This window comes from Pseudomonas edaphica (assembly GCF_965277385.1).
Classification (GTDB): Bacteria; Pseudomonadota; Gammaproteobacteria; order Pseudomonadales; family Pseudomonadaceae; genus Aquipseudomonas; species Aquipseudomonas edaphica.
This window is the reverse complement of sequence record NZ_OZ255725.1, coordinates 3,285,490-3,309,991: the sequence shown is the minus strand read 5'-3', so window position 1 is coordinate 3,309,991 and position 24,502 is coordinate 3,285,490. Positions and strand designations below refer to the sequence as shown.

Genomic DNA, 24,502 nt, shown 5'->3' with positions numbered 1-24,502 from the left:
CCCGAAACGTGGACGGAGCATACACAAGCAAACGCTTGGGCCAAACTGCTCCAAGTCATAAAAACCCCACGGTTTTTACCCGCAAACTTCGCGGTCAAAGCGCTTGAGCTAGACCCTGCGCGGGCTGTGGGCCATGACCAACCGGTCATCACCGCCAGCAGAATGTTTGCGCGGCCAGGATCGCCCGGAATGTTTTGTATCGACCACCCAGCATTGGGATTTGCCCGACTCCCCGCAGCACCCTAGAATGCGCCGATGCGCGATGATCTCTCCCTTTTGCTGAACTCCCTCAACGATGCCCAACGCCAGGCTGTTGCAGCCCCCGTTGGCCGTCAGTTGGTCCTGGCCGGTGCTGGCTCCGGTAAAACCCGAGTGCTGGTGCACCGTATCGCCTGGTTGATCCAGGTCGAAAACGCGTCCCCGCATTCCATCCTGTCGGTGACCTTCACCAACAAGGCCGCTGCCGAGATGCGCCACCGCATCGAGCAGTTGATGGGCATCAGCCCGGCCGGCATGTGGGTGGGCACGTTCCACGGCTTGGCGCACCGCCTGTTGCGGGCGCACTGGCAGGAAGCCGGGTTGAGCCAGACCTTTCAGATTCTCGACAGCGACGACCAGCAACGCCTGGTCAAGCGGGTGATCCGCGAGCTGGGCCTGGACGAGCAACGCTGGCCGGCGCGCCAGGCGCAATGGTTTATCAACGGTCAGAAAGACGAAGGCCTGCGCCCGCAACATATCCAGGCCAGCGGCGATTTGTTCCTGGCCACCATGCGCAGCATTTATGAAGCCTACGAGGCCGCCTGCGTGCGCGCCGGTGTGATCGACTTCTCCGAGCTGCTGCTGCGCGCCCTCGACCTGTGGCGCGACAACCCAGGCTTGCTGGCCCATTACCAGAAACGCTTCCGACACATTCTGGTGGACGAGTTCCAGGACACCAACGCCGTGCAGTACGCCTGGTTGCGCCTGCTGGCCAAGGGCGGCGACAGCCTGATGGTGGTGGGCGACGACGACCAGTCGATCTACGGCTGGCGCGGCGCAAAAATCGAGAACATCTACCAGTATTCCGACGACTTCCCGGACGCGATCACCATCCGCCTGGAACAGAATTACCGCTCCACCGCTGGCATCCTCAAGGCCGCCAACGCCTTGATCGCCAACAACACCGGGCGCATGGGCAAAGAGTTGTGGACCGACGGCGGCGAAGGCGAAGCGATCAACCTGTACGCCGCGTTCAATGAACACGACGAAGCGCGCTACGTGGTGGAAACCATCGAAAGCGCGCTGAAAACCGGCCTGGCGCGCAGCGATATCGCGATTTTGTACCGCTCCAACGCCCAATCGCGGGTACTTGAAGAAGCCTTGCTGCGCGAGCGCATTCCGTACCGCATCTATGGTGGCCAGCGTTTCTTTGAACGGGCCGAAATCAAGAACGCCATGGCCTACCTGCGCTTGCTGGAAGGCCGTGGCAACGATGCGGCGCTGGAGCGGGTGATCAACATCCCGGCGCGTGGCATCGGTGAGAAAACCGTTGAAGCGATTCGCGACCACGCCCGCCACGCCGATGTGTCGATGTGGGAATCCATGCGCTTGCTGATCGCCAACAAGGGCCTGACCGGCCGCGCCGCCGGGGCATTGGGCGTGTTTGTCGAGCTGATCGAGAACCTGGCGGCCAAATGCGCGGAAATGCCGCTGCACTTGATGACCCAGACCGTGATCGAGCAGTCCGGCCTGATCGCCTATCACGAAGCGGAAAAAGGCGAAAAAGGCCAGGCCCGGGTAGAAAACCTTGAGGAGCTGGTCAGCGCGGCCCGCGCATTCGAAAACACCGAGGAAGACGAAGAGCTGACGCCGCTCGCCGCCTTCCTCGGCCATGCGTCGCTGGAAGCCGGTGATACCCAGGCCGATGAGCATGAAGACAGCATCCAGCTGATGACCTTGCACAGCGCCAAGGGCCTGGAATTTCCGTATGTGTTCCTGGTAGGCATGGAAGAAGGCCTGTTCCCACACAAGATGAGCCTGGAAGAGCCCGGCCGCCTTGAGGAAGAACGCCGCCTGGCCTACGTGGGCATCACCCGCGCCATGCAGAACCTGGTGATGACCTACGCCGAGACCCGACGCCTGTACGGCAGCGAGACCTACAACAAGGTGTCGCGCTTCGTACGTGAAGTGCCGAAGGGGCTGATCCAGGAAGTGCGCTTGTCCAACAGCGTCAGCCGACCGTTCGGCGGCGGCCAGCAGCAGAACTCCAGCAGCATGTTCGCCGGTTCCGAGATTCCGGAAACACCCTTCAGCCTTGGCCAGCAGGTCAAACATGCGATCTTCGGTGAGGGTGTGATCCTTAACTTCGAGGGTGCCGGCGCCCAGGCGCGGGTACAGGTGAACTTCGCCGAAGGCAGCAAGTGGCTGATGATGGGCTATGCAAAGCTCGAAGCCATCTGACAATCGCTTGTGGCGAGGGAGCTTGCTCCCGCTGGAACACGAAGCGCTCCGATTTTGCGCCGTGCCAATCTATCAGGCTGCGTTTGCCAGTCAGGGGCTGCTTCGCAGCCCAGCGGGAGCAAGCTCCCTCACCACATAAGCCAATATGATGAAACTTCGCGTTACATGAAGGTTGATGGCCCGCCCTTGTTTTTACCAAGCGCGGGCCAATATCTGAGATAAGTCCTACGGGCCATTCTGAATCGGTCTTACGCAAAAGCCCGAAACATTATGTCGCTAGCCACTGTCACGACACCTGTGCAACATGGCGCGCGTGCAATCCACAAATGGGAATTCCCTTTATGAAACGTTTTCTTAGCATCGCCATGGCGTTGTGCATCGGCCTGACGATGAGCCTCGACGCCAACGCCAAGCGCTTCGGTGGCGGCAAAAGCATGGGCTCGGCTCCGACTCACCAGACCAGCCAAATGGCTCCTTCCGCCGGTGGCATGGGCGGCGCAGCTGCGACCGCTGGTGCAGCCGGTGCCGCTGGCGCTGCTGCCAAGGCCGGCGGTGCTTCGCGCTGGTTAGGCCCTCTGGCCGGTATCGCCGCCGGTGGCCTGCTCGCTTCCATGTTCATGGGCGGCGGCTTCCAGGGCATGCAGATCTTCGACATCCTGATCCTGGCGGTCATCGCGTTTGTGATCTTCCGCTTTATCGCCGCCCGTCGACGCAAGCAGCAGGAGCACCTGGCGCCAGCCGGCGCGCCGATGCAGCGTGAAGTGTTCGAGCAAAAACCAGCCATGGGTTCGATCTTCGGTGGTTCGGCAGCACCTGCCGCCGCCCGCCCGGTGATCAATGCACCGGCCTGGTTCAACGAAGAACGTTTCGTCGAAGCGGCCCGCAGCCACTTCCAGTCCCTGCAGCAGCACTGGGACGCCAACGAAATGGACAAGATCGCCGAGTTCGTGACCCCGCAACTGCTGGAGTTCCTCAAGCGCGAACGCGCCGAAATCGGTGATGCGTTCCAGTCGACTTACATCGACGACCTGCGCGTACAGCTGGACGGTGTGGATGATCGCGCCGACAAGACCATCGCCACCCTGACCTTCAGCGGTGTGTCGAAGACCTCGCGTTTCGACCAGGGCGAAGTGTTCAGCGAAAGCTGGAACATGGAACGCCCGCAAGGCGAGAACCAGCCTTGGCTGGTCGCAGGTATCCGCCAGAACGGCTGATAACCCTACGCTTGAGCACTTGGTAATAAAAACCCCGGACATGTTCCGGGGTTTTCTATTTCGCGGTTGCACTTATAGCGAGCTACTGTATAAAACGCCCTATTAACCGCGCCAACTAGCAAGAGGATCCCGGCCGTGGAAGAAATCATCGAACAATTGCGTGAAGCCAACGAACCGGTCCCGGTTCCTCTGGAGCTGCCTGACGAAGACCAGATTGTGGAAATCGAAGAACAACTGTTCATCGACATCCCGTTTGTATTCCGTGAATTCCTGCTGACCGTCAGCGACGTGGTGTACGGCAGCCTGGAACCGGTGACCGTCACCGACCCGCAGTCCCACACCTACCTGCCGGACGTTGCCGCCAACGCCTGGGACGCCGGTGTTGACCGCAGCATGATCCCGATCTGCCAGGACGGCGATGACTACTACTGCGTCGAAGAGGACGGCACCGTGGTGCTGTGGTCCGGCGAAGAAGAACTGGTCACCGAAGAAACCTGGGAATCGGTGTGGCACTGGGCGCGGGACGTCTGGCTGGAAAGCTGACGCTTTTTGTGGCGAGGGAGCTTGCTCCCGCTGGGCTGCGAAGCAGCCCCAACCAGGGCAACGCGTTTTTCCAGGTGTGGCGAGGTGACTGTTTTAGGGCTGCTGCGCACCCCAGCGGGAGCAAGCTCCCTCGCCACAATGACATCAGTGCTCTGGCGTATCTTTGTGGTTATCCAGGGTCTCCAGCAAGGCGACCTGCATCCGCGTATGCACGCGGATGAACCACCGCCAGAGCACCGCCGCCACCGCCGCCGTGACCACGGCAATCAGCACCAGCAACTTGTTGGTCGGCAAAATACTCGCCGACAAGGCTGCCAATAGCAGGAAGATCACCAACAGCGACAGGATCGGGATCACCTCCGCGATCACCCGTCGCACACGCTGGGTATGCCGCCCGGCCATCTCCGGTTTCACACTCATCTCCGCCAGCAACATCGACAGCGCCTTGAGCTTGCGGTACGCCGCAATCAGAAACGGCAGCGACAGCAGCAACGCCCCACCCCAGATCAATGCCTTCTGCCAGCTCGGATCACTGATCCAGCCTTCCAGGTACCCGCCAATGCGCGCCGCGAAGAAGCTGCCGGCAAAGAAGATCGCGATCACCAATGCCAGGTTCACGCCCACTTGCAGGATGATCTTGCGAATCATCGACGCCAGCATCGCGCCCTCACCTTGAGGCTGAATACTGCGCAACCATTCGCCATACAGGCCGAACACCCGGCTCATGCGCTTGGGCATTACCGCGGCAATCTTTAACGACAATGGGTCAGCGCCGCGAATCAGGTACGGCGTGAGCAGCGTGGTGATCGCCGAAACCGCCACCGCCACCGGATAGAGGAAGTCACTGGTCACCTGCAAGGTCATCCCCAGCGCGGCGATGATGAAGGAAAACTCGCCAATCTGTGACAGCCCCATACCCACACGCAGTGAGGTACGGCCATCATTGCCGGCAATAAACGCCCCCAGGCCGCATGACAGCATCTTGCCCAGCACTACTGCCACGGTAATCACCGCGATTGGCCAGGCGTACTGCAGCAGGATCTGCGGGTCGATCATCAAGCCGATGGCGACAAAGAAGATCGCGCTGAACATGTCGCGAACCGGCTCTATCAGGCGTTCAATTTTAATCAACTGGCGAGATTCTGCCATGATCGCGCCGATCAGGAACGCGCCCAGCACCATGCTGTATTCGAGCTTGACCACCAGCAGGCAAAAGCCGAAACACAGGCCCAACACGGTGATCAGCAGCATCTCGTTACTTTCAAACTTGGCCACATAGGCCAACAGGCGCGGCACCAGCAAAATGCCGATGACCAACGCCACGATCATGAACAGCGACAGCTTGCCGACCGTGGAGAACACCTCACCGGAACTCACCGTGCCGCTGACGGCAATGCTCGACAGCAAGGCGATGATGCCGATGCCCAGGATGTCCTCGACGATCAGCACGCCAAAAATCAGCTGGGCAAAGCGCTGGTTCTTCATCTTCAGGTCATTCAGCGCCTTAACGATGATGGTGGTCGAGGAAATCGCCAGGATCGCGCCCAAGAACAGCGAATCCATGGTGTTCCAGTCAAACCAGCGGCCGATCTCGTAGCCGATCCAGATCATCAGGATGATTTCCAGGAAGGCCGCGATAAACGCCGTGGCGCCGACCTTGAACAACTTGCGCAGGCTGAACTCCAGGCCCAGGCAGAACATCAGGAAGATCACCCCCAGCTCAGCCAGGGTCTTGATGGTGTCTTCGTCGTGGATCAGGCCGAACGGTGGCGTGTGAGGGCCAATGATGAACCCCGCGACGATGTACCCCAGCACCACCGGCTGCTTGAGGCGGTGGAACAGGATGGTGACAACCCCTGCCACCAGCATGATCACGGCCAAGTCCTGGATAAAGCTGATGGCGTGCATGGCGAGGGGCTCCTTGAGGGCTACTGGCGCTTTTCCCACTTCCACACGCGCCCTTGAACAGTCGCTAAGCGCGGAAGGAAAAGTCTGCCTTGATCGTAAGAAATGCCCTGGGATGGGCTTTTGAAGGTTAACACCACGACTTCCGGCAGAAAGCCGGTGCAATATATGGAAACAGATCGGCGTTCGCGTGACGGCAAGCCGCCCACTGGCGTCCCGTTAGGGAGAGCGCTGTAAAGATTCCAGCACCCGTAGAGGTGTCCCCCAACCAATGCCTACAACCCGTGAGTGTGCTATGGAACCCGGAAACGCCCAGCTGTCGATGACGGTATTGATGACCCCTGACATGGCCAACTTCTCAGGCAATGTGCACGGCGGCACCCTGCTCAAATACCTCGACGAAGTGGCCTACGCCTGCGCGAGCCGTTACGCGGGCCGTTATGTGGTCACGCTGTCGGTCGACCAGGTGATTTTTCGCGAGCCGATCCATGTCGGCGAGCTGGTGACCTTCCTGGCCTCGGTCAACTACACCGGCAACACATCGATGGAAGTGGGCATCAAGGTGGTGACCGAAAACATCCGCGAGCGCTCGGTGCGCCATACCAACAGCTGCTTCTTCACCATGGTGGCCGTGGACGACCAGCGCAAACCCGCCGCCGTACCGCCCCTGCAGCCACAGAACAGCGAAGACAAGCGCCGCTTTGTGCAGGCGCAACAGCGTCGGCAGATTCGTCAGGAGCTGGAGAAGCGTTATCGGGAAATCAAGGCAGACGGGCCGTAAATTTCGAGCTGTAAACCCAATCGAATGTGGGAGCTGGCTTGCCTGCGATGAGGGCCTGACAGTCGACATCTTTGTCGCCTGACACACCGCTATCGCAGGCAAGCCAGCTCCCACATTGGGTTTTGTGTGCTTACAGGCCGATGGGTGTTGCCTCAAAGCGTACGCGAGGATGCGCGATACGATCCTGAGCCCGTACCAGCTCCAGCTCGTAACTGGCGCAGGCCTGGGTTTCCAGCAGCACTTCATGCACCGCTGCGGCGGTGAATTCGAAGGCCGCCAACAGGCTGTCACCCAACAGCACACGCGCCAGGAATAACCCCGACGTCAGGTCGCCCACGCCCACCGGCTGACGCGGGAACGCCAGCAACGGCCGGCGCAAGTGCCAGCTGCCTTCAGCGGTAACCAGCAGCATCTCGAAACCCTCCGGTAGCTTGCCCGGGTAATCCAGGTGCTTGACCAACACCGCCTTCGGCCCACGGGCCAGCAGTGCCTTGGCCATGGCCAGGCAATCGAACAGCGATTGCGGCTTGCGCCCGGCAAAGCTGTCCAGCTCCAGTTGGTTGGGGCACAGGAAATCCGCCATGGCCGCCGCCTCATCCAGCAGGAAATCGCTGACTTCCTGGGGCACGATGCAGCCTTTTTCCGGATGGCCCATGACTGGGTCGCACAGGTACAGGGCCTTGGGGTTGATGGCCTTGATACGGGCCACGCCGGTAAGAATCGCTCGGCCCTGGTCGGCACTGCCCAAGTAGCCGGACAGTACCGCATCGCAGTTGCCCAACTCGCCAATCGCGGCAATGCCTTCTACCAACGCCGGAATTTGCTGCGGCGCCAGCACTTCGCCCGCCCACTGGCCATACTGAGTGTGATTGGAGAACTGCACCGTGTTCAGCGGCCAGACGTTCACCCCGACCCGCTGCATGGGGAACACGGCGGCGCTGTTTCCGGCGTGGCCAAAGACCACATGAGACTGGATCGCAAGCAGATGAGGTGTGCGTTTCATGCGGGAGATTTCCGTAAAGCCGTTTGAATTCTGGCCGCGCAGTATGCGACTAAACCCAGCCTGTACGACAGACCAGAGACACAGTTAAGCTGCTCTCACTTTGTTGGAGTTCATCGCATGCTGACCCTGGGAAATATCTTCGTGTTGATGCTGTTGGCGACCGGTGCCGCCTGGGTGTGGCACAACCACGGCCTGCGCGAACGGGCGCTGGAGCGGGTCAAGCAGCATTGCGCCAAACTGGATATCGAACTGCTCGACGGCGCAGTGGCGTTAAAACGCATCGGTTTTGTGAAAGATGCCAATGGTCGACGGCGTCTGGCACGCATTTACAACTTTGAGTTCACTGTGACCGGGGAAGCCCGTCATCCCGGGACTATCACTCAGTTTGGCGCCCACAGCGCGCAGATCGAATTGGCGCCCTACCCGTTCGAGATCAAGACACCGCAGCCCAGCGCCGAAGTCATCGAGCTGAGCCAATGGCGCCAGGACCACGCCAGCAAGACCCGTCACTGACGGCACGCGGCCAGCGCGCTCTGTAGCCCAGCCACGTCCTGTGGCTGGCTGAAAATCAATTCGATACGTGAATCGCGGCGCCATTCGCTGGGTTGCCAGGTGAGCGGACCATTATCCACAGCGTTAGCCGACACCCAGGTAACGCCGCTGTGGATAACCAGCTTGGCACGGCGCCATTCAAGGCCTGACAGCCAGCTGTGCAGGTGCGCAATGTCGAACGACTGGCTCGGATGCCAGCGCCAACCGATACTCCAGCCACCTTCCTGGGCCTGGCTCAAGCAAATGGGCAACGCAGGATCCGTCCAGATCGCCGGCATCTGTGCCAGGCCTTTGGGCACCTCGAAGTTATCCACAGCTGCGCCAGCCTGTGCATTCAGGCCGGGCAATTGCGTCAGCGGCAATTGCGCCTGGCGGGTCCAGTAAATCGGGCCAGCAGGGAGTTGCTGTTCTATGGCCTGGCGCTGTGAGGCATCCACCGCTTCATCTTTGTTCAGTACCAGCAAACCGGCACTGGCCAGCGCTTCCTGCTGTGCTTGCGGCAATGCTTTGCCCGCCGCCAACGCTTGGGCATCCAATACCAACACACAGGGCTGAACCGCGAGCACGCCCTGCCATGGCGCCTCGCGCAACTGCTTGAGCAACTGCGCCGGATGACCCAAGCCCGAAGGCTCGATAAACAGCCGATCCGGCTTCGCCTTACGCAGCAGGCGGCCAAGCCCTATCTGGAACGGTGCACCATTCACACAGCACAAACAGCCACCGGCGACTTCGCCCAGCGCAATGCCGTCGTCGTCCTGTGTAAGCAAGGCAGCGTCCAGGCCGATTTGCCCGAACTCATTGATCAACACGGCCCAACGCTCGTTGGCCGGGCGTTGGGCCAGCAGGTGTTTGATCAGGCTGGTCTTGCCGGCGCCCAAAGGCCCGGCAATCACGTGGGTGGGAATGTTCTGCAGCATGGGGCTTCATTCAGGCCGGGTAGAGCGCTTGATCCTACGCGGTTATGCGAGCCAATCCAGCGTCAGGATCAACCGGCGCTCGTCGGCCTTGAGCGCGGGTGAGCGATGGATCAAGCCATGGTTCTCGTTGCCGTGCCATTTTGTGCCCTTGAGCAAGGCCACTTCGCCGCAGTGGACCTGCTCGATGCGCTCGGTGGGTTCCGCGTCGGGCTGGCTGAGCTTACGCCGGTCCATCACGCCTTCGCGCAGCCACTGACTGCCGATGCCGGCGTAGGTGGTGATCAGTCGAACTGGCACATGGTCGACGTGAAAACGCGGGCACATGGCCTTGTCCAACAGCCGCAAACGCACGCCAATCCTCTTGGCACCGAGCAGGCAAGCAAACGCGCTGACCAGCCAGGACACATCGGCGATAAAGCCTTCGTAACCCTCAAGATCACGGCAACTGGAGGCCAGACCCTGCAAATTCGGCACAGCCTCCTCATTGTCGAGATCAATCACCAAGGAATCCGCCAACGGCTCATTGAGCGCCACCAGCAAGGCACCAAATTCGGCGATATGCAGGGGCAACTGGCGCTGCCACAGCGCCAGGTTGACGTCGTTTTCGAGGATGTCCGACAGCGCCAGCGGCGTTTCACCCCGGGTCTGCCGGATCACCGGGCGTAAGGGAATTACCGGGGCCAGCATCAGGCTACCTGCTCATACCAAGGGCCAAAGGGGTCGGCCAACTGGCGCCAGCCTTCGACGCCCTGGGCCATTTCTTCATCGTTAAGCAAGCACGCGTCCAGCTCGGCGCGCATCTGCGCGAAGTCGATGTTTTGCCCGATAAACACCAGTTCCTGACGGCAGTCGCCGGTGCTCAATTGCCAGTTGCCCATGATCGCCGCTACGCTTTCTTCGTCTTGCGGCCACTGGCTTTTCGGCACAAAACGCCACCAGCGCCCGGCAAAACCATGGCGCATCAAGCCACCGGCCTGGGACCAACTGCCGGCATCCTGATGCTTGCTCGCCAGCCAGAAAAAGCCCTTGGAGCGCAGCAGTTTGCCGTTCACCCACGGGCGATCGATAAAGTCGAAGAAACGCTGCGGATGAAACGGGCGACGCGCGCGGTAAGCGGTGGAGGCGATGCCATATTCTTCGGTTTCCGGCACATGTTCACCGCGTAGCTCCTGCAACCAGCCCGGCGCTTGCGCTGCGCGTTCGAAGTCGAACCGGCCGGTGTTGAGGATCTTGTTCAGCGGCACTTCACCCATCACCATCGGGATGATTTCCGCCTGGGCATTGAGGCGCTCAAGGATGGCCATCAACTCTTCGCGTTCGCGGCTGCTGATCAGGTCGATCTTGCTGATCAGGATCACGTCAGCGAATTCGATCTGCTCGATCAGCAAGTCAGTGATGGAGCGCTCGTCGTCTTCGCCCAGGGTTTCACCCCGGGAGGCAAGGCTTTCGGCAGCTTGGTAATCGAGCAGGAAATTCATGCCGTCGACCACGGTGACCATGGTGTCCAGGCGCGCGATGTCGGCCAGGCTTTGCTCGTTTTCATCACGAAACGTGAAGGTTTCGGCCACGGGCAGCGGCTCGGAAATGCCGGTGGACTCGATCAACAGGTAATCGAAGCGCCCTTCCTTGGCGAGCTTTGTGACTTCTTCCAGCAAGTCTTCACGCAAGGTGCAGCAGATGCAGCCGTTGCTCATCTCCACCAGTTTTTCTTCGGAGCGATTCAGCGTGACGTCGCGCTGAACCTCACTGCCGTCGATATTGATTTCACTCATGTCGTTGACGATCACCGCCACCCGCAGGTTTTCGCGGTTGCGCAGAACGTAGTTGAGCAGCGTGCTTTTACCAGCGCCGAGAAAGCCGGACAGCACGGTAACGGGAAGGCGATTAGTCATCAGGTAATCCTCATCAGGGTTGGCCGGTCAAATCGCCCGTTTATGGCGTTCGCGCAGCTCTTCACGTTCTTTGGCTTCGATAGACAGGGTGGCAGTGGGGCGCAGCAGCAGGCGTTGCAGGCCGATGGGCTCGCCGGTTTCGCGACACCAGCCGTATTCGCCGCGGGCCAGCAGTTCGAGGGCATCGTCGATCTTGTCCAAGAGCTTTTTTTCACGCTCCAGCAGGCGCAGCTGCCACTGGCGCTGCTCTTCGGCGCTGCCGATATCGGCCAGGTCGCTGTTGGTTTCCTGCTCGCGCAGCACCAGAAATTCAGCCTCGATACGCGCCTGCAGTTCGTAGCGCTGCGTCAGCAGCAGCGCTCGGAAGAAGCCTTGCTGAGCGTCATTCATGTAATCGGCGGGCAGTTGGGCCAGGAGCTCTTGTTCAGTCATGGGAAGCGGTTCACGGGTCAGGCTGTTTTTTAATGTTATAGTATAACAACACAAATAAGCCAATCCCCGCTTGCTCGCCACGACGAAGGGCGCAATGCTGGAACACTTTCTTGCCCGAGAGGCACTATGAAATACCTGGTGTATGCCCTGTTATTGGGCGTGGCAGGATCTGCCTGCGCGCAAACGCCGAGCCCGTTGGCGAGCTGCACGCGCAGCGCTAATTTGCTGGCCTGCGTAGACCCGCTGGGCAATGCCTACAGCGTGGCGACGGTTGGCAGCACTACGTATTTGCGCGGTTTTGAGGTGATCGGCAAACGCTATTGGGCACAAACCAGTAGACGCTATGGGCAGCTGACGTTCTTTACCGGGTTGGCGTCCGATGGTGAGGCGTGGGTCGGCTACACGCGCCGCGTGGGCTGGACCACCATCAACCGGTTTTCCAGTTCGGGTGGCGCCAGCGCCAAGTTCACGTGCAGCCGTATAGCCGGCTGTTAGACCTGGCCGCTCTTCTGTTCCTGAACCCAAGCCATGTAGCTGTTCATCGGCGGGTTCTTCTCGAAGTATTTTTTCAGGCCGTCGAACAGGCCATCCGCCACGGCTTGTTGATGACGCGCCGTCACCAGCCGCTGGGCGTCCCGAGTGTTGGAGATAAACCCGGTTTCCACCAGGATCGACGGCACGTCAGGTGATTTGAGCACCGCAAACCCGGCTTGCTCCACGCGCTTCTGGTGCAACGTGGTGATGCTTTGCAGGCTGCCCAACACCGAGCTGCCCAGTTGCAGGCTGGAGGCGATGGTGGCGTTCATCGACATATCGAGAATTACCCCGGCGAGCATCGGATCCTTGTCCTTGAGGTTGAGCAATGTCGTGGCGCCCAACAGGTCGGCGCCGTTTTCGCGCTGCGCCATGAAGCGCGCGGTGGCGGAGGTGGCACCGCCTTCGGACAACGCATACACCGAAGCCCCGGAGGCGGTGAGGCGCGGCGCGGCGTCGGCATGCACCGAGATAAACATATCGGCCTTGTGCTGACGGGCGATGTCCACGCGCTTGCGCAGCGGCACGAAGAAGTCGTCGTTGCGCACCAGCTTCACGTCAAAGCCCTTCTCGCGCTTCAAGCGTTTGGCCAGCAGTTGGGCGATGGACAGCACCACATCCTTTTCGCGCTGGCCCTTGGAGCCGATGGCGCCAGGGTCTTTGCCGCCGTGGCCAGGGTCGACCACCACGATGATGTCGCGCTTGGGGTGCGCTTTATCTACTGGAGCCACCAGCGGCGCCGGCTGCGCAGCAATCTGGCGCGGCGCGTGGGTGGCGTTGGTCAGGTCGAGTACCAGGCGATGGCCTTGACCATCCTGTGGCGGCAATAAAAAGCTGTTGAGCTGCATCGGCGAGGCCAGGTCCAGCACGATGCGCGTATCGCTCTTGCCGAAATGCCCCGAACGAATCGAAGTAATCCCACTGTCCTTCAGCGCCAACTGCGAAAAATCACCACTGAGCCCGGCGCCGCTCAGGTCGATGATCACGCGCTCCGGCGACGTCAGTGAGAAGGTCTTGTATTGCACCGGGCCGCTGAGGTCGAACACCAGCCGCAGTTTGTCGTCGGAGCGCCACAAGCGCGCATTACGAATCTGTGTGGCGAACGCCCCCAATGGAAAGGTGAACAGAGGGCTGACCAGCAGCAGATTGAGAAGCTGACGTCTGTGCATGAAAAACACCGCAAATAAAGGAGCGTCCCTGCTCGACATGACTGAAGAAAGACTGGAGCAGAAAAATCATCGTCGACTTAATCGTTATAATATAACATGTCTTTTTATTGCCAACGATGGACCTGCTCATGAATGCGCTGACTCTGCCGGATATCGCCGCGCAGGCTTCACGGCAAGCCTTGCCACTCGACTGGGTGGGCATGTGCGGCATCGCCCTGCCAATCCTCATCGACGGCCAACGCCTGGCTGCCACCGCCGATGCTGGCGTAAGCCTGGACGATGGCGAGGCCCGTGGCATTCATATGTCGCGCCTGTACCTGGCTTTGGAAATGCTCGACCAGCAGCTTCTTACACCTGCACTTCTGCGTAATGTACTGCAGCGCTTTCTAGAGAGTCATGAAGGATTATCTAAGAACGCCTACTTGCGCATTCACACGGATTTGTTGCTCAAACGCCCGGCGCTGGTCAGCCCGCTGGCCGGCTGGAAAGGCTACCCGGTGTGCATCGAAGCACGTCTGGAAAACCAGATGTTCCACGTGGAACTAAAAATTGACGTTACTTATTCCTCCACCTGCCCTTGCTCAGCTGCGCTCGCCAGGCAGTTGATTCAGCAGCAATTTCTCCAGGACTTCAGCAATACGCCGCTGCAGCACGAGGACGTATTGACCTGGCTCGGCAGCGCCAACGGCATCGTGGCCACGCCTCACAGCCAGCGCAGCAGCGCCCAACTGTCGATCCAACTGGACGCCAGCCAGAACACGCTGCCGCTCACAGACCTGATCTACACCGTCGAAGCCGCCCTCGGCACCGCCGTGCAAACCGCTGTAAAACGGGCGGACGAACAAGCCTTCGCCTTGGCCAATGGGCAGAACCTGATGTTCTGCGAAGACGCCGCCCGCCGCCTGAACCTCGCCTTGAAACGCTCGGATGCTGTCAAAGCCTTCCACCTGAAAGTGATCCACGCCGAAAGCCTGCACGCGCACGATGCCGTGGCTGAAAGCCGCTGGACGAGAGACTCTGCATGATCACCTGCAACGCTTTGCGCTGGGGCGCCCCCGGGCAACCACTCACTCCTGCGCTGGATCTGCGCCTGGAAAAAGGCAGCCTCACCGGCATCGTTGGCGCCAACGGCACGGGCAAGAGCAGCCTGCTCAAAGTCATCGCTGGGCTGCAAAAGCCGTTGGCGGGCAACGTCAGCGTGGATGTTCCACGTCGTGGCGGCTTATCGTTCCTGCCACAGCAGCAACACCTGGACCGGCAGTTTCCGATCAGCCTGCAAGAGTTGGTCGCGGCCGGTTTCTGGGGTACCAAACTCAGCCCGGAACAACGCAGCCAGCGTCTGCAAGCCGTGCTGGAAGACTGGTGCCTCAGCGGCCTGGAGCATCGACCGTTGATGGCGTTGTCTGGCGGCGAACTGCAGCGCGCGCTGCTGGCACGCATGAGCCTGGCTGAAGCGCCAGTATTGCTGCTCGACGAGCCCCACGCCGCCCTCGACGAAGAAGGCCAGGCGCTGTGCTGGAACCATGTGCACGCCTGGCACGATGAAGGCCGCACGGTGGTGATCGTTTGTCATGACCTTGCCTCCGTGCGCCACCACACTCAGCAAGTAGTGCAAATCAAAAGCTCTGGCTGCGTGTTCGGCCCCAGTAAAGAACTGATCCGCCCGCAACCTCACATGCAGGTGGCCTGATGCACTTCGCCGCCCACTTGTGGATGCCGTTTCAAGATTTCGTGTTCATGCGCCGCGCCCTCATCGGCGGGCTGGTGCTTGCGTGCAGCACCGCGCCGCTGGGCGTGTTTTTGATTCTGCGGCGCATGAGCCTGATCGGTGACGCCGTTGCCCACGGCATCCTGCCCGGCGCCGCACTCGGCTTCTGGTTCGCCGGCATCAGCCTGCCTGCACTGACCATCGGCGGCCTCGGCGCCGGGCTGAGCATGGCCGGATTGTCGGCGTGGATCACCCGCCGCACCGGCCTGCGCGAAGACGCCAGCCTCGCGGCCATCTACCCCATCTCGCTCGCCGCGGGTGTGCTGATCCTGGGCATCGCCGGCAAGCGCCTGGACCTCTTGCACCTGCTATTCGGCTCCGCCCTGGCGGTGGATGAAACCACCCTCACCGGCATGCTCTGGGTCTCTGGTTTCAGCCTGATCGCCATGGGGCTGATCTACAAACCGCTGCTGCTGGACACCCTTGACCCGCTGTTCCTGCAAACCGTCAGCCGCCTCGGCCCACTCGCCCACGGGTTATTCCTGACCCTGGTGGTGCTGAACCTGGTGATCGGCTTCCAGGCCATCGGCGCGTTGATGGTGGTGGGGTTGATGATGTTGCCGGCGATTGCTTCACGCTTCTGGAGCCGGCGCTTGCCGGTGTTGATTGCGGTATCGGCGGTGCTGGGATGCCTGTCGGTGTGGTTTGGTTTGCTGCTGTCGTTCTACTACTCACTGCCCAGCGGCCCGGCCATCGTGCTGGTGGCTGGCGGCGGGTATCTGCTGTCCGTGGTTTTCGGCCCGGTGCACGGCTTGCTGCGCCGCCCGCCCTCTCTTACATCCCAATGAGGTGTTTCCCGATGCGCGCTTTACTCGTGCTGTTCAGTCTTCTGCTGCCCTTGTCGATGGCCCAGGCCGCCGACAAACTCCAAGTGGTCACCAGCTTCAGTATTCTCGATGACATCACCCACCAGATCGGTGGCGACCACATCCAGATCAGCAACATGGTCGGCCCGGACTCCGACGCCCACACCTATGAGCCGACGCCGGACGATGCCAAGGCGCTGCTCAAGGCCAAGGTCATCATCAAAAACGGCCTGGGCTTCGAGCCCTGGTTGGACCGCCTGGTCACCAGCACCGAAACCAAAGCCACGGTGGTCACCGCCAGCAAGGGCGTGATCTCCCACACCATGGAAGAAGACGGCGAAACCATCCCGGACCCGCACGCCTGGCACAACCTGGCCAACGCCGAAATCTATGTGAACAACATCACCAAGGCACTGGTGGCGGCCGACCCGGCCAACAAGGCTGACTATCTGCGTAACAGCCAGACCTACCTGAAAGAAATCTACCGTTTGCTGGCCGAAGCCAAGACTAAGTTCGGCGCGCTGCCAGCCGGTAACCGTCGCATCGTCACCTCCCATGATGCCTTTGGTTACCTGGGCCAGGCCTACGGTATCCAGTTCCTGGCACCGCAAGGGCTGTCGACCGAACGCGAACCTTCGGCTGCCGAAGTCGCTGCGCTGATCACCCAGATCCGCAAGGACAAGGTCAAAGCCGTGTTCATGGAAAACATCAAGGACTCGCGCCTGCTCAAGCAGATCGCTGACGAAAGCGGCGCGCAGATCGGTGGCACGCTGTACTCCGACGCCCTCGCCGCCGAAGGCCCGGCCAGCACTTTTACCGGGCTGTTCGAGTACAACCTCAACACCTTGTGCGCCGCCCTGAGCAAGCCATGACACTGAGCATGCTCGACCTGGAAGAGGCTGCCCTTGGCAGCCGCTTTCCACTCGAACCCGTGCTCGATGCCCTGCCGTGGAACAGCGATGGCCTGATTGCAGCCATCGCCCAGCAACACGGCAGCGGCGAGGTGCTGATGCTGGCCTGGATGAATCGCCAGGCCCTCAGCGAAACCCTGGCCAGCGGGCACGTCTGCTACTGGTCACGCTCGCGCCAGCAACTGTGGCGCAAAGGCGAAAGCTCTGGCCATTGGCAACAGTTGATTGAGGCACGCCTGGATTGTGATGGCGATGCCGTGCTGTTGATCGTCGACCAACAAGGCCCGGCCTGCCACACCGGGCGGCCGACTTGCTTCTACAACGCCATCGATGGCAACCACGTCCACATCATCACGGAGCCTGTTGCATGATCCGCAAGAACCCTTCCGGCGATCTGCCGGTGATTGCCGAGTCGGCCTACGTCGACAAGACCGCGATCATCTGCGGCAAGGTCATCATTGGCGAGAACGTGTTCGTCGGCCCCTACGCCGTGATCCGCGCCGACGAAGTCGACGCCACCGGCAAAATGGACCCGATCACCATCGGCGCCAACTCCAACATTCAGGACGGTGTGGTGATCCACTCCAAGTCCGGCGCGGCGGTGACGATTGGCGAGTTTACGTCTATTGCGCATCGCTCCATCGTCCACGGCCCCTGCACCGTCGGCGACCGCGTTTTCATCGGTTTTAACAGCGTGCTGTTCAACTGCGCCGTCGGCGACGGCTGCGTGGTGCGCCACAACTCGGTGGTCGACGGCCGCGACTTGCCCGCCGCCTTCTACGTGCCCTCCACCACCCGCATCGGCCCCAATACCGACCTGTCGCAATTCCCGCCGGTGAGTGTCAGCGCCTCGGAGTTTTCCGAAGACGTCGCGCGTACCAACGTCGACCTTGTGCGTGGTTACAAAGCCCTGCAAAACGAGTTCTGAGCCATGAGCCGCCTGCTGATCCGCAACGCCCGCCTCGTCAATGAAGGCCAGGAATTCGACGCCGATGTGCTGGTCGCCAACGGCCGCATCGAAAAGATCGCCGGCAGCCTTGAAGGCTACAACGAGCCAGTGGAAATCGACGCCCAAGGCCAATGGCTGCTGCCGGGCATGATCGATGACCAAGTGCACTTTCGCGAACCTGGCGCGCCGGACAAAGGCAGTTTCTACAGCGAATCCCGCGCGGCAGTGGCCGGTGGCATCACCAGCTTCATGGATATGCCCAACACCAACCCGGCCACGCTGAATCTGGAAGCACTGGCCGATAAAAAGCGTCGCGCTGCGCTGCATTCAGTCGCCAACTACGGCTTTCACTTTGGCGTGAGCAACGACAACCTCGACGTCGTCGCCGCCCTCGACCCACGTGAAGTGGCCGGGGTCAAAGTGTTCATGGGCGCCTCCACCGGCAATATGCTGGTGGACGACCCACGGATTCTGGAGCGGCTGTTTGCGCAAGTGCCGACCATCCTGCTCGCCCACTGCGAACACACACCGAGCATCCTGGCCAATGAGCAACGCCTGCGCGAGCGTTTCGGCGAGCAGATTCCAGCGGTCGCCCACCCGCTGATCCGCGATGCCGAAGCCTGTTATCGCTCGTCGTCCCTTGCCGTGGAATTGGCCAAGCGCCATAGCACGCGCCTGCATGTGCTGCACCTGACCAGTGCCCGCGAACTGGCATTGTTCGAAGACAAACCCTTGGCCGAAAAGCGCATCACTGCCGAAGTCTGCCTGCACCACCTGCTGTTCGATGACCGCGACTACCATCGCCTCGGCCACCAGATCAAATGCAACCCGGCGATCAAGACCCGCGCCGACCGCGACGCGTTGCGCCTGGCCTTGTTGAGTGATCGTCTGGATGTGATTGGCACTGACCATGCGCCGCATACCTGGGCGCAAAAACAGTTGGGCTATCGTGAAGCGCCGTCCGGGTTGCCGCTGGTGCAGCACGCGTTGCCGGCGTTATTGGAATTGGTCATCGACGGGCATTTGCCTCTGGCCACGCTGGTGGCAAAAACCAGTCACCGGGTGGCCGATTTATTCGCCATCCCGGACCGTGGTTACTTGCGTGAAGGCTATTGGGCCGACCTGGTGCTGATCAAACCCGAGCCCGAAGGCAAACCGGTGAGCAGCCAGCCGATCCTCGCCCGCTGTGGCTGGACACCCTTCGCCGAACGCAGCTTTCGCCACAGCGTGAGCACCACGCTGGTGTCTGGCCACCTGGCGTGGCACAACGGCCAGGTGGTCGACAGCTGCCAGGGCTTGCCCCTGCATTTTCTGCGCTGACCGACGCCAGCGGGCCTGCCCTAATACCATTCAGTCAAGAAGGCTGAAGGGTAAAAAGTAACCTGTGGCGAGGGAGCTTGCTCCCGTTGGACTGCGCAGCAGTCCCATGCTTTTAAAGCAAAGAGCAGGGGCCTCTTCGCGGCCCAGCGGGAGCGAGCTCCCTCGCCACAGAGAAGGTGGCAACCTTCAATAGTTGTGCACCTGTGCTGCGATCAAGCCAACTCCCACAGCTTAAGCGCGGGGTTTTACCGTACCGCAATCGTTGCCCAGCCACTGGGCGTGGGTGTCCAGACTGCCCTTCTGCTGGACGCCGGTGGCATTGAAAGTACCGTTTACCTTGGTAGTGAATTCCTGTTGGCTTTGGAAGGTTGCAACGCCAGTGCCCTGGGCTTTCGGGCAACTGAAACGGAATTTCCATTGGTTGCCGGTCTTGTCGGTCACTTCCTGTTTGCAGCCCGATTGCGGGTCGGTCAGCGGGATCGAATCCGAGGCGACCTGGGCAGGCGTCAGGCATACCTGCACGCCTTTACCGGCCATGGTGATGCCCTGTTTTTCCAGCATCGCACGCTGCTCCGGGGTCATCTGTTGCTTGAGCTGACCGAGGATCAGCGACAGGTCCGGCAAATCCTGGTTATCGACTTTCATATTGCTGGTGGTCAATTCCCACAAGCCCGGCGCCAGCATCTGCGCCTGAGCCGCCACGGGCAGCGTCAATCCAACAACCATGGCCAAACCAAGCAGACGAGCATTCATCGGGTAACTCCTGGGTAATTGTGGGCGTTAGACGCCGCAAAGCCGCCAGTGTTGCACGGCAAATAAAATAGCGACATTCGCCGTGGAACATGGTCTGTTAGGCACTCGATTGCCTGGAGTGATGTCGTTCATGGATTTTTTTGGCCCGCACCTGCTCGCCTACTTCATTGCCACGCTGCACTTTCTCGGGACGCTGGCCGCGATCCACGCGGTACTGACGGTCAGGACCGCCCAAGGCTCGATCGCCTGGGCCTTGTCGCTGATGTTCATGCCTTACCTGACGCTGATCCCATACCTGATCTTCGGCCGCAGCACCTTCGACGCGTACATCCAGGCACGTCGGCAGGCCAACCAGGAAATGCACACCGCCATCACCGAGCTGAACTGGCGCCCCTGGGTCGATGAAGCCCTGGCCGCGCGCAACTCCAGCGCCTACGGTTCCTTGCGCGCCATGCCCAAACTGGGACGCATGCCGTGCCTGGCCAATAATGAAGTGCGTTTGCTGATCAATGGTGAAGCCACTTTCAGCGCGATTTTCGAGGCCATTCGCAATGCCAAAACTGCGGTGCTGTTCCAGTTTTTCATCATTCATGACGACGAGCTTGGCAGGCAGTTGCATGCGCTGCTGAAGGAAAAAGCTGCCGAAGGTGTAGACATTCACGTGCTCTACGACCGCATCGGCAGCCACGCCCTGCCCCACCGTTATGTGCAATCGCTGCGCGACGCCGGGGTAAAGGTCAAGGCGTTCGCCACCCGCAGCGGCTGGCTTAACCGTTTCCAGGTCAACTTTCGCAACCATCGCAAAATCGTGGTGGTGGACGGCATTACCGGCTTTGTCGGCGGGCACAACGTCGGCGATGAATACCTGGGCAAAAAGCCGCCGCTGGCACCGTGGCGCGACACCCATGTGCAGGTCACCGGCCCAGTGGTGGCGTGCCTGCAGGAGTCGTTTGCCGAAGACTGGTTCTGGGCGGCGCGCGAATTGCCACCGCTGATTTTGCCGGACACTTACCCCGAAGACGGCGTGCTCTGCCAATTACTCGCCAGCGGCCCGGCTGATCCGTATGAAACGTGTTCGCTGTTTTTTGTCGAAGCCATTCATGCGGCCACCGAGCGCGTGTGGATCACCAGCCCGTATTTCATCCCCGATGAAGCCGTGTTCTCGGCCTTGCGCCTGGCCGTGCTGCGCGGAGTCGACGTGCGCCTGTTACTGCCATCGCGCCCCGACCATCGCATCGTCTACGCCGCGTCCAGCCTTTATGCGATCGAAGCGGTACGCGCAGGCGTGCGGGTGTTCCGCTACAAGCCAGGCTTTTTGCATCAGAAGGTCGTGTTGGTGGACAGCGAAATCAGCGCCATCGGCAGTGCGAACATGGACAACCGTTCGTTCCGGCTGAATTTTGAAGTGATGTTGCTGACGGTGGACGAGGCGTTTGCCAGCGAAGTGGAGCAGATGCTGCTGGACGACTTCGCCCTTGCCCATGAAGTCAGCCAGGAAGAAAGCCGCGAGACTCGGCGCCTGCAACAGCTGGGCATGCGGGTGGCGCGGCTTATTTCACCCATCCTCTAAGCAACAACACCATACAACTGTGGGAGCTGGCTTGCCTGCGATGGCGGTGTGTCAGGCAACTAGCCAGTCCTGATACACCGCCATCGCAGGCAAGCCAGCTCCCACAGTTTTAGATCTTCAGTGCGTCTGAATCAGCGGTAAATATCTTCCCGCGTCCACGGCAATTCATGGCTGCCATCGGCGTGAGGCTTCACTGCCAATATCTGGTGCAAATTAATCCAGCCCCGCGCAAACGCATACGCGCAACCGGCCAGGTACAGCCGCCAGATCCGCAGTGCCTGCTCCGGCACCATCTTCGCCGCCGCTTCGAGGTTGTCTTCCAGGCGCTCGCTCCAGTGGTCCAGGGTGCGCGCGTAGTGCAGGCGCAGGCTTTCGACGTCGACCACCTCCAGCCCGACTTCGCTGATTTCGGCGGTCATCATCGCCAGGTGCGGCAGCTCGCCGTTGGGGAATACGTAACGCTCGATAAACTCCCCGGCGCCACGCCCCACAGGTCGACCGTCGGTGTGCTTGGCGGTGATGCCGTGGTTCATCACGAGGCCACCTTCACGTACCGCGCCAAACAGCGTCTTGCAATACTCCGCCAGGTTGGCGTGGCCGACGTGCTCGAACATGCCCACGCTCACTACTTTGTCGAAGCGACCGTCTTGCGGCAGGTCGCGATAGTCGAGCAGTTGCAGGTCGACCTGATCTTCCAGCCCTTCAGCCTTAACCCGTTCCCGAGCCAGCGCCAGCTGCTCCTTGCTCAAGGTAATGCCAAACACTTTGACTCCGAACTCGCGCGCCGCAAACCGCGCCAGGCCGCCCCAGCCACAGCCTACATCGAGCAAATACTCACCCGGCTGCAGCCGCAACTTGCGGCACAGATGGCGAAATTTATCTTGTTGGGCCTGGTCGATGGATTCGCTGCCGGTTTCGAAATACCCGCAGGAATACGCCATGTCCTGGTCCAGCCATAGCTGGTAGAACTCGTTGGACAGGTCGTAATGGTAGGAAATAGCCGCTGCGTCTGTAGCCTTGTCGTGGATCGAGCGCACCGGATGACTCCCCTCGTCGTCGTCGATCAGGGCGTGACTCAACTCGTCACATACCCGGATAACCTCGGAGATGGAGCCTTCCAGTTCCAACTTGCCCTCGACGAAGGCTTCGCCCAAAGCATCGAGCGTTGGATGAGTCAGCTTGGACACGACCGTGGGGTCCTTCACCACGATGGTCACACTGGGCTCGGGGCCCAAGTTGAATTCATGGCCGTCCCAGAGTCGAAGACGCAGCGGTAGCTGAAGATTCTGTAAGGCCGGTGGAAGTTGCGCGAGCATGAGTAGTCCCCCCTTGTTTCAGACGTCTGGAGTGAGGGTAGACCATCAGAAGACAAAGTAGGAGGCTATCGATTTAATAGCCTTCTTCTATGGGGCTCGGCGCTCGAGCAAACCGTCCTGAATCCACTGTTTCAGCCAGGTCACCGCCTGCAGTGGCGCACCCTCTGCATAAGTGACTACCAGCGCTTCGCACAGTTCTGAAAAATTCCAGCCGGTGGTCACCATTCCCGCCAAGGCACAGGCTTCAGCTGGCTCCAGGCTGCGGTAATGGCATACGTTCTGGTGGCGCCATACCAGGCAAATCTGCGCCAGCTCCAACGCGTGGCTGTCGGGAAAGTCCGACTCATCCTTGCTCGCCCGCCAAATGGCTACGGTATTGAAGTGACACAGCATCTGCTGCACCGAAGGTGCCAGGTTCACCTGCAACCCAGGCCAGTCTTCAGGCGCCAATTGCGCCATATCAGCAAGGGCCAGCGGCTCACCCTGCGGGGCATCAAACGCCAGGGTAAACGCCCATTCCAACCGCGCCAGCTCAGCCAGCGGCGCGCTCTGCTCTGCCACCAGGTGCTCGACGATAAACGCCGGGAACCGCTCACCCAACCAACGCAGGCTGTAATGGGCGGAGGGATATCGGCGCAAATAGGCTTCTGTCAGTAATGCGAACTCATCATCGCCGAGCCAATACCAAATGGCACCGAAGTCATGGCGCAGTACTTCCTGCAAGCGCGACAGGTAGGCGTTGTGATAAATCGCCAGGCCCGTGTCCACATCCAGGGTCGGCCCGCCCAGCAAGGTAGCGGCGAAACCACTGTTGGCGACTGAGTTTTCAGATAACAGGTGTTGCTCAAAGGCCAGCTGCCAATCGGTCAGGCGCATAACGATCTCCGGGCCAAGGCGGTCGCGCCCAATTCACGGGCCTTGCTCAACTCAGTGAGCAGTTCTTCGAACGGCGGGAAATGGTCATCGCGCTCCAGCAAGGTCGAGACCGGCCCCAAGCGCTCAAGTGTCTGCTGATAAAGCGCCCAAACCGGGTCGCACACCGGATGGTCATGGGTATCGACCACATAGTCGCCGTAGTCCATATGCCCGGCCAAATGCAGCTGGCGGATACTCTCGGGCGGCAAACTACGGATAAAGGTCCAGGCATCAAACCCGTGGTTGCGCGAGCTGACATACACGTTGTTCACGTCCAGCAGCAGCTGGCACCCGGTCAGATGGGCCAAAGCATTGAGGAATTCCCACTCGGTAAACTCATCGGCCTTGGAGCGCACATAGCTGGAGACGTTTTCCAGTACCAATGGGCGCTGCAACACATCCTGCACTTGGCGCACGCGGGCAGCCACGTGGTAAAGGCTTTCTTCGGTGTAAGGCAGCGGCAGCAAATCGTGCAACTGATGGGCACTGCCGCGGCTCCAGCACAGGTGATCGGAGATCCACGCGGGCTGAATGCGCTCGGCAAGTTGTTTGATTTGTTTCAGGTAATCGCCATCGAGGGCATGCGGCCCACCGATGGACAGGGACACACCGTGCATCACCAGGGGATAACGCTCGGCTATCGCGTCCAGGTAGTACAAGGCTTTACCACCCTGGACCAGATAATTCTCAGAGATCACTTCGAACCAATCCACGGCCGGCGACTGTTCAAGGATCTGCTGGTAGTACTCACTGCGTAAACCCAGGCCGTAACCCAGACTTGTAAGGGAAGCGGACATCACACACTCCTGGGCA

The 24,502-nt window shown here is 60.5% G+C and carries 25 protein-coding genes; 14 read left to right on the top strand and 11 right to left on the bottom strand.

The window, feature by feature from the left end:
- Positions 1-255 precede the first annotated feature (255 nt).
- The 3 genes from uvrD to ACQY47_RS14890 all read left to right on the top strand — a co-directional run bounded on the left by uvrD (position 256) and on the right by ACQY47_RS14890 (position 4,196).
- Complete coding sequence (gene uvrD, locus ACQY47_RS14900) at positions 256-2,439, top strand: DNA helicase II (RefSeq protein ID WP_176992479.1); 2,184 nt, start codon at positions 256-258, stop codon at positions 2,437-2,439.
- A gap of 341 nt (positions 2,440-2,780) precedes the next feature.
- Complete coding sequence (locus ACQY47_RS14895) at positions 2,781-3,653, top strand: Tim44 domain-containing protein (protein WP_056860905.1); 873 nt, start codon at positions 2,781-2,783, stop codon at positions 3,651-3,653.
- 135 nt (positions 3,654-3,788) lie between these two features.
- The gene (locus tag ACQY47_RS14890) at positions 3,789-4,196 is read left to right on the top strand and encodes an SMI1/KNR4 family protein (protein WP_017135771.1); all 408 of its coding nucleotides are present in this window, start codon (positions 3,789-3,791) and stop codon (positions 4,194-4,196) included.
- Between the two features lie 144 nt (positions 4,197-4,340).
- Here the strand turns inward: ACQY47_RS14890 and ACQY47_RS14885 are convergent, their stop codons facing one another.
- Positions 4,341-6,104: a cation:proton antiporter gene (locus tag ACQY47_RS14885; protein WP_236445598.1), complete on the bottom strand. Its 1,764-nt coding sequence runs from the start codon at positions 6,102-6,104 to the stop codon at positions 4,341-4,343.
- 292 nt (positions 6,105-6,396) lie between these two features.
- On the opposite strand from ACQY47_RS14885, the gene ACQY47_RS14880 reads away from it, so the two are divergent.
- Complete coding sequence (locus tag ACQY47_RS14880; RefSeq protein WP_017135769.1) at positions 6,397-6,882, top strand: acyl-CoA thioesterase; 486 nt, start codon at positions 6,397-6,399, stop codon at positions 6,880-6,882.
- Between the two features lie 130 nt (positions 6,883-7,012).
- On the opposite strand, the gene pdxY is transcribed toward ACQY47_RS14880, so the two are convergent.
- Positions 7,013-7,885, bottom strand: a complete 873-nt coding sequence (pdxY, locus tag ACQY47_RS14875) for a pyridoxal kinase PdxY (RefSeq protein WP_058421087.1) — start codon at positions 7,883-7,885, stop codon at positions 7,013-7,015.
- Positions 7,886-8,002: 117 nt separating this feature from the next.
- Between pdxY and ACQY47_RS14870 the strand changes: the two genes are divergently transcribed.
- Positions 8,003-8,398 (top strand): DUF3301 domain-containing protein, encoded by a 396-nt coding sequence (locus ACQY47_RS14870; RefSeq protein WP_017135767.1) that lies wholly within the window; start codon positions 8,003-8,005, stop codon positions 8,396-8,398.
- Here ACQY47_RS14870 and ACQY47_RS14865 read toward each other — a convergent pair.
- Genes ACQY47_RS14865 through dksA form a run of 4 tightly spaced genes read right to left on the bottom strand, consistent with a single transcriptional unit; the run spans position 8,392 to position 11,678 of the window.
- On the bottom strand, positions 8,392-9,354 hold the full coding sequence (locus tag ACQY47_RS14865; protein ID WP_428549884.1) for a CobW family GTP-binding protein: 963 nt from the start codon (positions 9,352-9,354) through the stop codon (positions 8,392-8,394). The two genes, ACQY47_RS14870 and ACQY47_RS14865, sit on opposite strands and share 7 nt — an antisense overlap.
- Positions 9,355-9,396: 42 nt before the next feature.
- Entirely contained in the window at positions 9,397-10,041 is a 645-nt protein-coding gene (locus ACQY47_RS14860; RefSeq protein WP_428549881.1) for a DUF1826 domain-containing protein, read from the bottom strand.
- Positions 10,041-11,246 carry a zinc metallochaperone GTPase ZigA gene (gene zigA / locus ACQY47_RS14855; RefSeq protein WP_017135764.1) on the bottom strand — a complete coding sequence of 402 codons (1,206 nt, stop codon included), beginning with the start codon at positions 11,244-11,246 and terminating at the stop codon, positions 10,041-10,043. The genes ACQY47_RS14860 and zigA overlap by 1 nt, the downstream gene beginning before the upstream one ends.
- Positions 11,247-11,273: 27 nt before the next feature.
- Positions 11,274-11,678: an RNA polymerase-binding protein DksA gene (gene dksA, locus ACQY47_RS14850; RefSeq protein WP_169987863.1), complete on the bottom strand. Its 405-nt coding sequence runs from the start codon at positions 11,676-11,678 to the stop codon at positions 11,274-11,276.
- A gap of 126 nt (positions 11,679-11,804) precedes the next feature.
- Here dksA and ACQY47_RS14845 point away from each other — a divergent pair, with 126 nt between their 5' ends.
- On the top strand, positions 11,805-12,173 hold the full coding sequence (locus tag ACQY47_RS14845) for a glutamine synthetase (RefSeq protein ID WP_428549876.1): 369 nt from the start codon (positions 11,805-11,807) through the stop codon (positions 12,171-12,173).
- Here the strand turns inward: ACQY47_RS14845 and ACQY47_RS14840 are convergent.
- Positions 12,170-13,381, bottom strand: coding sequence for an N-acetylmuramoyl-L-alanine amidase (locus ACQY47_RS14840; RefSeq protein ID WP_099550222.1), 1,212 nt, complete (start codon positions 13,379-13,381; stop codon positions 12,170-12,172). The genes ACQY47_RS14845 and ACQY47_RS14840 overlap by 4 nt on opposite strands.
- A 128-nt stretch (positions 13,382-13,509) precedes the next feature.
- Here ACQY47_RS14840 and folE2 point away from each other — a divergent pair, with 128 nt between their 5' ends.
- The 7 genes from folE2 to ACQY47_RS14805 are packed head-to-tail and all read left to right on the top strand — an operon-like array spanning position 13,510 to position 19,135.
- Entirely contained in the window at positions 13,510-14,406 is an 897-nt protein-coding gene (gene folE2 / locus ACQY47_RS14835) for a GTP cyclohydrolase FolE2 (RefSeq protein WP_428549873.1), read from the top strand.
- Positions 14,403-15,071 carry a metal ABC transporter ATP-binding protein gene (locus ACQY47_RS14830; protein WP_428549870.1) on the top strand — a complete coding sequence of 223 codons (669 nt, stop codon included), beginning with the start codon at positions 14,403-14,405 and terminating at the stop codon, positions 15,069-15,071. Before folE2 ends, ACQY47_RS14830 begins: the two co-directional genes overlap by 4 nt.
- Positions 15,071-15,937, top strand: coding sequence for a metal ABC transporter permease (locus ACQY47_RS14825; RefSeq protein ID WP_186617229.1), 867 nt, complete (start codon positions 15,071-15,073; stop codon positions 15,935-15,937). The genes ACQY47_RS14830 and ACQY47_RS14825 overlap by 1 nt, the downstream gene beginning before the upstream one ends.
- A gap of 11 nt (positions 15,938-15,948) precedes the next feature.
- On the top strand, positions 15,949-16,827 hold the full coding sequence (locus tag ACQY47_RS14820; RefSeq protein ID WP_065932043.1) for a metal ABC transporter substrate-binding protein: 879 nt from the start codon (positions 15,949-15,951) through the stop codon (positions 16,825-16,827).
- Positions 16,824-17,237, top strand: coding sequence for a phosphoribosyl-AMP cyclohydrolase (gene hisI, locus ACQY47_RS14815; RefSeq protein WP_170036636.1), 414 nt, complete (start codon positions 16,824-16,826; stop codon positions 17,235-17,237). Before ACQY47_RS14820 ends, hisI begins: the two co-directional genes overlap by 4 nt.
- Positions 17,234-17,794 carry a DapH/DapD/GlmU-related protein gene (locus ACQY47_RS14810; protein WP_170036634.1) on the top strand — a complete coding sequence of 187 codons (561 nt, stop codon included), beginning with the start codon at positions 17,234-17,236 and terminating at the stop codon, positions 17,792-17,794. Before hisI ends, ACQY47_RS14810 begins: the two co-directional genes overlap by 4 nt.
- Positions 17,795-17,797: 3 nt before the next feature.
- Complete coding sequence (locus tag ACQY47_RS14805; protein ID WP_428549865.1) at positions 17,798-19,135, top strand: dihydroorotase; 1,338 nt, start codon at positions 17,798-17,800, stop codon at positions 19,133-19,135.
- A 231-nt stretch (positions 19,136-19,366) separates the two neighbouring features.
- Here the strand turns inward: ACQY47_RS14805 and ACQY47_RS14800 are convergent, their stop codons facing one another.
- Positions 19,367-19,888, bottom strand: a complete 522-nt coding sequence (locus ACQY47_RS14800) for a DUF3617 domain-containing protein (protein WP_017135754.1) — start codon at positions 19,886-19,888, stop codon at positions 19,367-19,369.
- A 130-nt stretch (positions 19,889-20,018) separates the two neighbouring features.
- Here ACQY47_RS14800 and cls point away from each other — a divergent pair, with 130 nt between their 5' ends.
- Positions 20,019-21,458, top strand: coding sequence for a cardiolipin synthase (gene cls / locus ACQY47_RS14795; RefSeq protein WP_428549861.1), 1,440 nt, complete (start codon positions 20,019-20,021; stop codon positions 21,456-21,458).
- 131 nt (positions 21,459-21,589) lie between these two features.
- Here cls and cfaB read toward each other — a convergent pair whose 3' ends face one another.
- The 3 genes from cfaB to ACQY47_RS14780 form a co-directional block, all read right to left on the bottom strand.
- The gene (cfaB, locus tag ACQY47_RS14790; RefSeq protein ID WP_017135094.1) at positions 21,590-22,774 is read right to left on the bottom strand and encodes a C17 cyclopropane fatty acid synthase CfaB; all 1,185 of its coding nucleotides are present in this window, start codon (positions 22,772-22,774) and stop codon (positions 21,590-21,592) included.
- Positions 22,775-22,861: 87 nt separating this feature from the next.
- Positions 22,862-23,650, bottom strand: coding sequence for a putative DNA-binding domain-containing protein (locus ACQY47_RS14785; protein ID WP_428549858.1), 789 nt, complete (start codon positions 23,648-23,650; stop codon positions 22,862-22,864).
- Entirely contained in the window at positions 23,641-24,486 is an 846-nt protein-coding gene (locus tag ACQY47_RS14780) for a DUF692 domain-containing protein (protein ID WP_428549855.1), read from the bottom strand. The genes ACQY47_RS14785 and ACQY47_RS14780 overlap by 10 nt, the downstream gene beginning before the upstream one ends.
- Positions 24,487-24,502 lie beyond the last annotated feature (16 nt).

Excerpts from the sequence above, each read along its gene's own strand:
- uvrD (WP_176992479.1), top strand. The coding sequence starts at position 256 with ATGCGCGATGATCTCTCCCTTTTGCTGAACTCCCTCAACGATGCCCAA.
- ACQY47_RS14895 (WP_056860905.1), top strand. The coding sequence starts at position 2,781 with ATGAAACGTTTTCTTAGCATCGCCATGGCGTTGTGCATCGGCCTGACG.
- ACQY47_RS14885 (WP_236445598.1), bottom strand. The coding sequence starts at position 6,104 with ATGCACGCCATCAGCTTTATCCAGGACTTGGCCGTGATCATGCTGGTG.
- ACQY47_RS14880 (WP_017135769.1), top strand. The coding sequence starts at position 6,397 with ATGGAACCCGGAAACGCCCAGCTGTCGATGACGGTATTGATGACCCCT.
- pdxY (WP_058421087.1), bottom strand. The coding sequence starts at position 7,885 with ATGAAACGCACACCTCATCTGCTTGCGATCCAGTCTCATGTGGTCTTT.
- ACQY47_RS14870 (WP_017135767.1), top strand. The coding sequence starts at position 8,003 with ATGCTGACCCTGGGAAATATCTTCGTGTTGATGCTGTTGGCGACCGGT.
- ACQY47_RS14865 (WP_428549884.1), bottom strand. The coding sequence starts at position 9,354 with ATGCTGCAGAACATTCCCACCCACGTGATTGCCGGGCCTTTGGGCGCC.
- ACQY47_RS14860 (WP_428549881.1), bottom strand. The coding sequence starts at position 10,041 with ATGCTGGCCCCGGTAATTCCCTTACGCCCGGTGATCCGGCAGACCCGG.
- zigA (WP_017135764.1), bottom strand. The coding sequence starts at position 11,246 with ATGACTAATCGCCTTCCCGTTACCGTGCTGTCCGGCTTTCTCGGCGCT.
- dksA (WP_169987863.1), bottom strand. The coding sequence starts at position 11,678 with ATGACTGAACAAGAGCTCCTGGCCCAACTGCCCGCCGATTACATGAAT.
- ACQY47_RS14845 (WP_428549876.1), top strand. The coding sequence starts at position 11,805 with ATGAAATACCTGGTGTATGCCCTGTTATTGGGCGTGGCAGGATCTGCC.
- ACQY47_RS14840 (WP_099550222.1), bottom strand. The coding sequence starts at position 13,381 with ATGCACAGACGTCAGCTTCTCAATCTGCTGCTGGTCAGCCCTCTGTTC.
- folE2 (WP_428549873.1), top strand. The coding sequence starts at position 13,510 with ATGAATGCGCTGACTCTGCCGGATATCGCCGCGCAGGCTTCACGGCAA.
- ACQY47_RS14830 (WP_428549870.1), top strand. The coding sequence starts at position 14,403 with ATGATCACCTGCAACGCTTTGCGCTGGGGCGCCCCCGGGCAACCACTC.
- ACQY47_RS14825 (WP_186617229.1), top strand. The coding sequence starts at position 15,071 with ATGCACTTCGCCGCCCACTTGTGGATGCCGTTTCAAGATTTCGTGTTC.
- ACQY47_RS14820 (WP_065932043.1), top strand. The coding sequence starts at position 15,949 with ATGCGCGCTTTACTCGTGCTGTTCAGTCTTCTGCTGCCCTTGTCGATG.
- hisI (WP_170036636.1), top strand. The coding sequence starts at position 16,824 with ATGACACTGAGCATGCTCGACCTGGAAGAGGCTGCCCTTGGCAGCCGC.
- ACQY47_RS14810 (WP_170036634.1), top strand. The coding sequence starts at position 17,234 with ATGATCCGCAAGAACCCTTCCGGCGATCTGCCGGTGATTGCCGAGTCG.
- ACQY47_RS14805 (WP_428549865.1), top strand. The coding sequence starts at position 17,798 with ATGAGCCGCCTGCTGATCCGCAACGCCCGCCTCGTCAATGAAGGCCAG.
- ACQY47_RS14800 (WP_017135754.1), bottom strand. The coding sequence starts at position 19,888 with ATGAATGCTCGTCTGCTTGGTTTGGCCATGGTTGTTGGATTGACGCTG.
- cls (WP_428549861.1), top strand. The coding sequence starts at position 20,019 with ATGGATTTTTTTGGCCCGCACCTGCTCGCCTACTTCATTGCCACGCTG.
- cfaB (WP_017135094.1), bottom strand. The coding sequence starts at position 22,774 with ATGCTCGCGCAACTTCCACCGGCCTTACAGAATCTTCAGCTACCGCTG.
- ACQY47_RS14785 (WP_428549858.1), bottom strand. The coding sequence starts at position 23,650 with ATGCGCCTGACCGATTGGCAGCTGGCCTTTGAGCAACACCTGTTATCT.
- ACQY47_RS14780 (WP_428549855.1), bottom strand. The coding sequence starts at position 24,486 with ATGTCCGCTTCCCTTACAAGTCTGGGTTACGGCCTGGGTTTACGCAGT.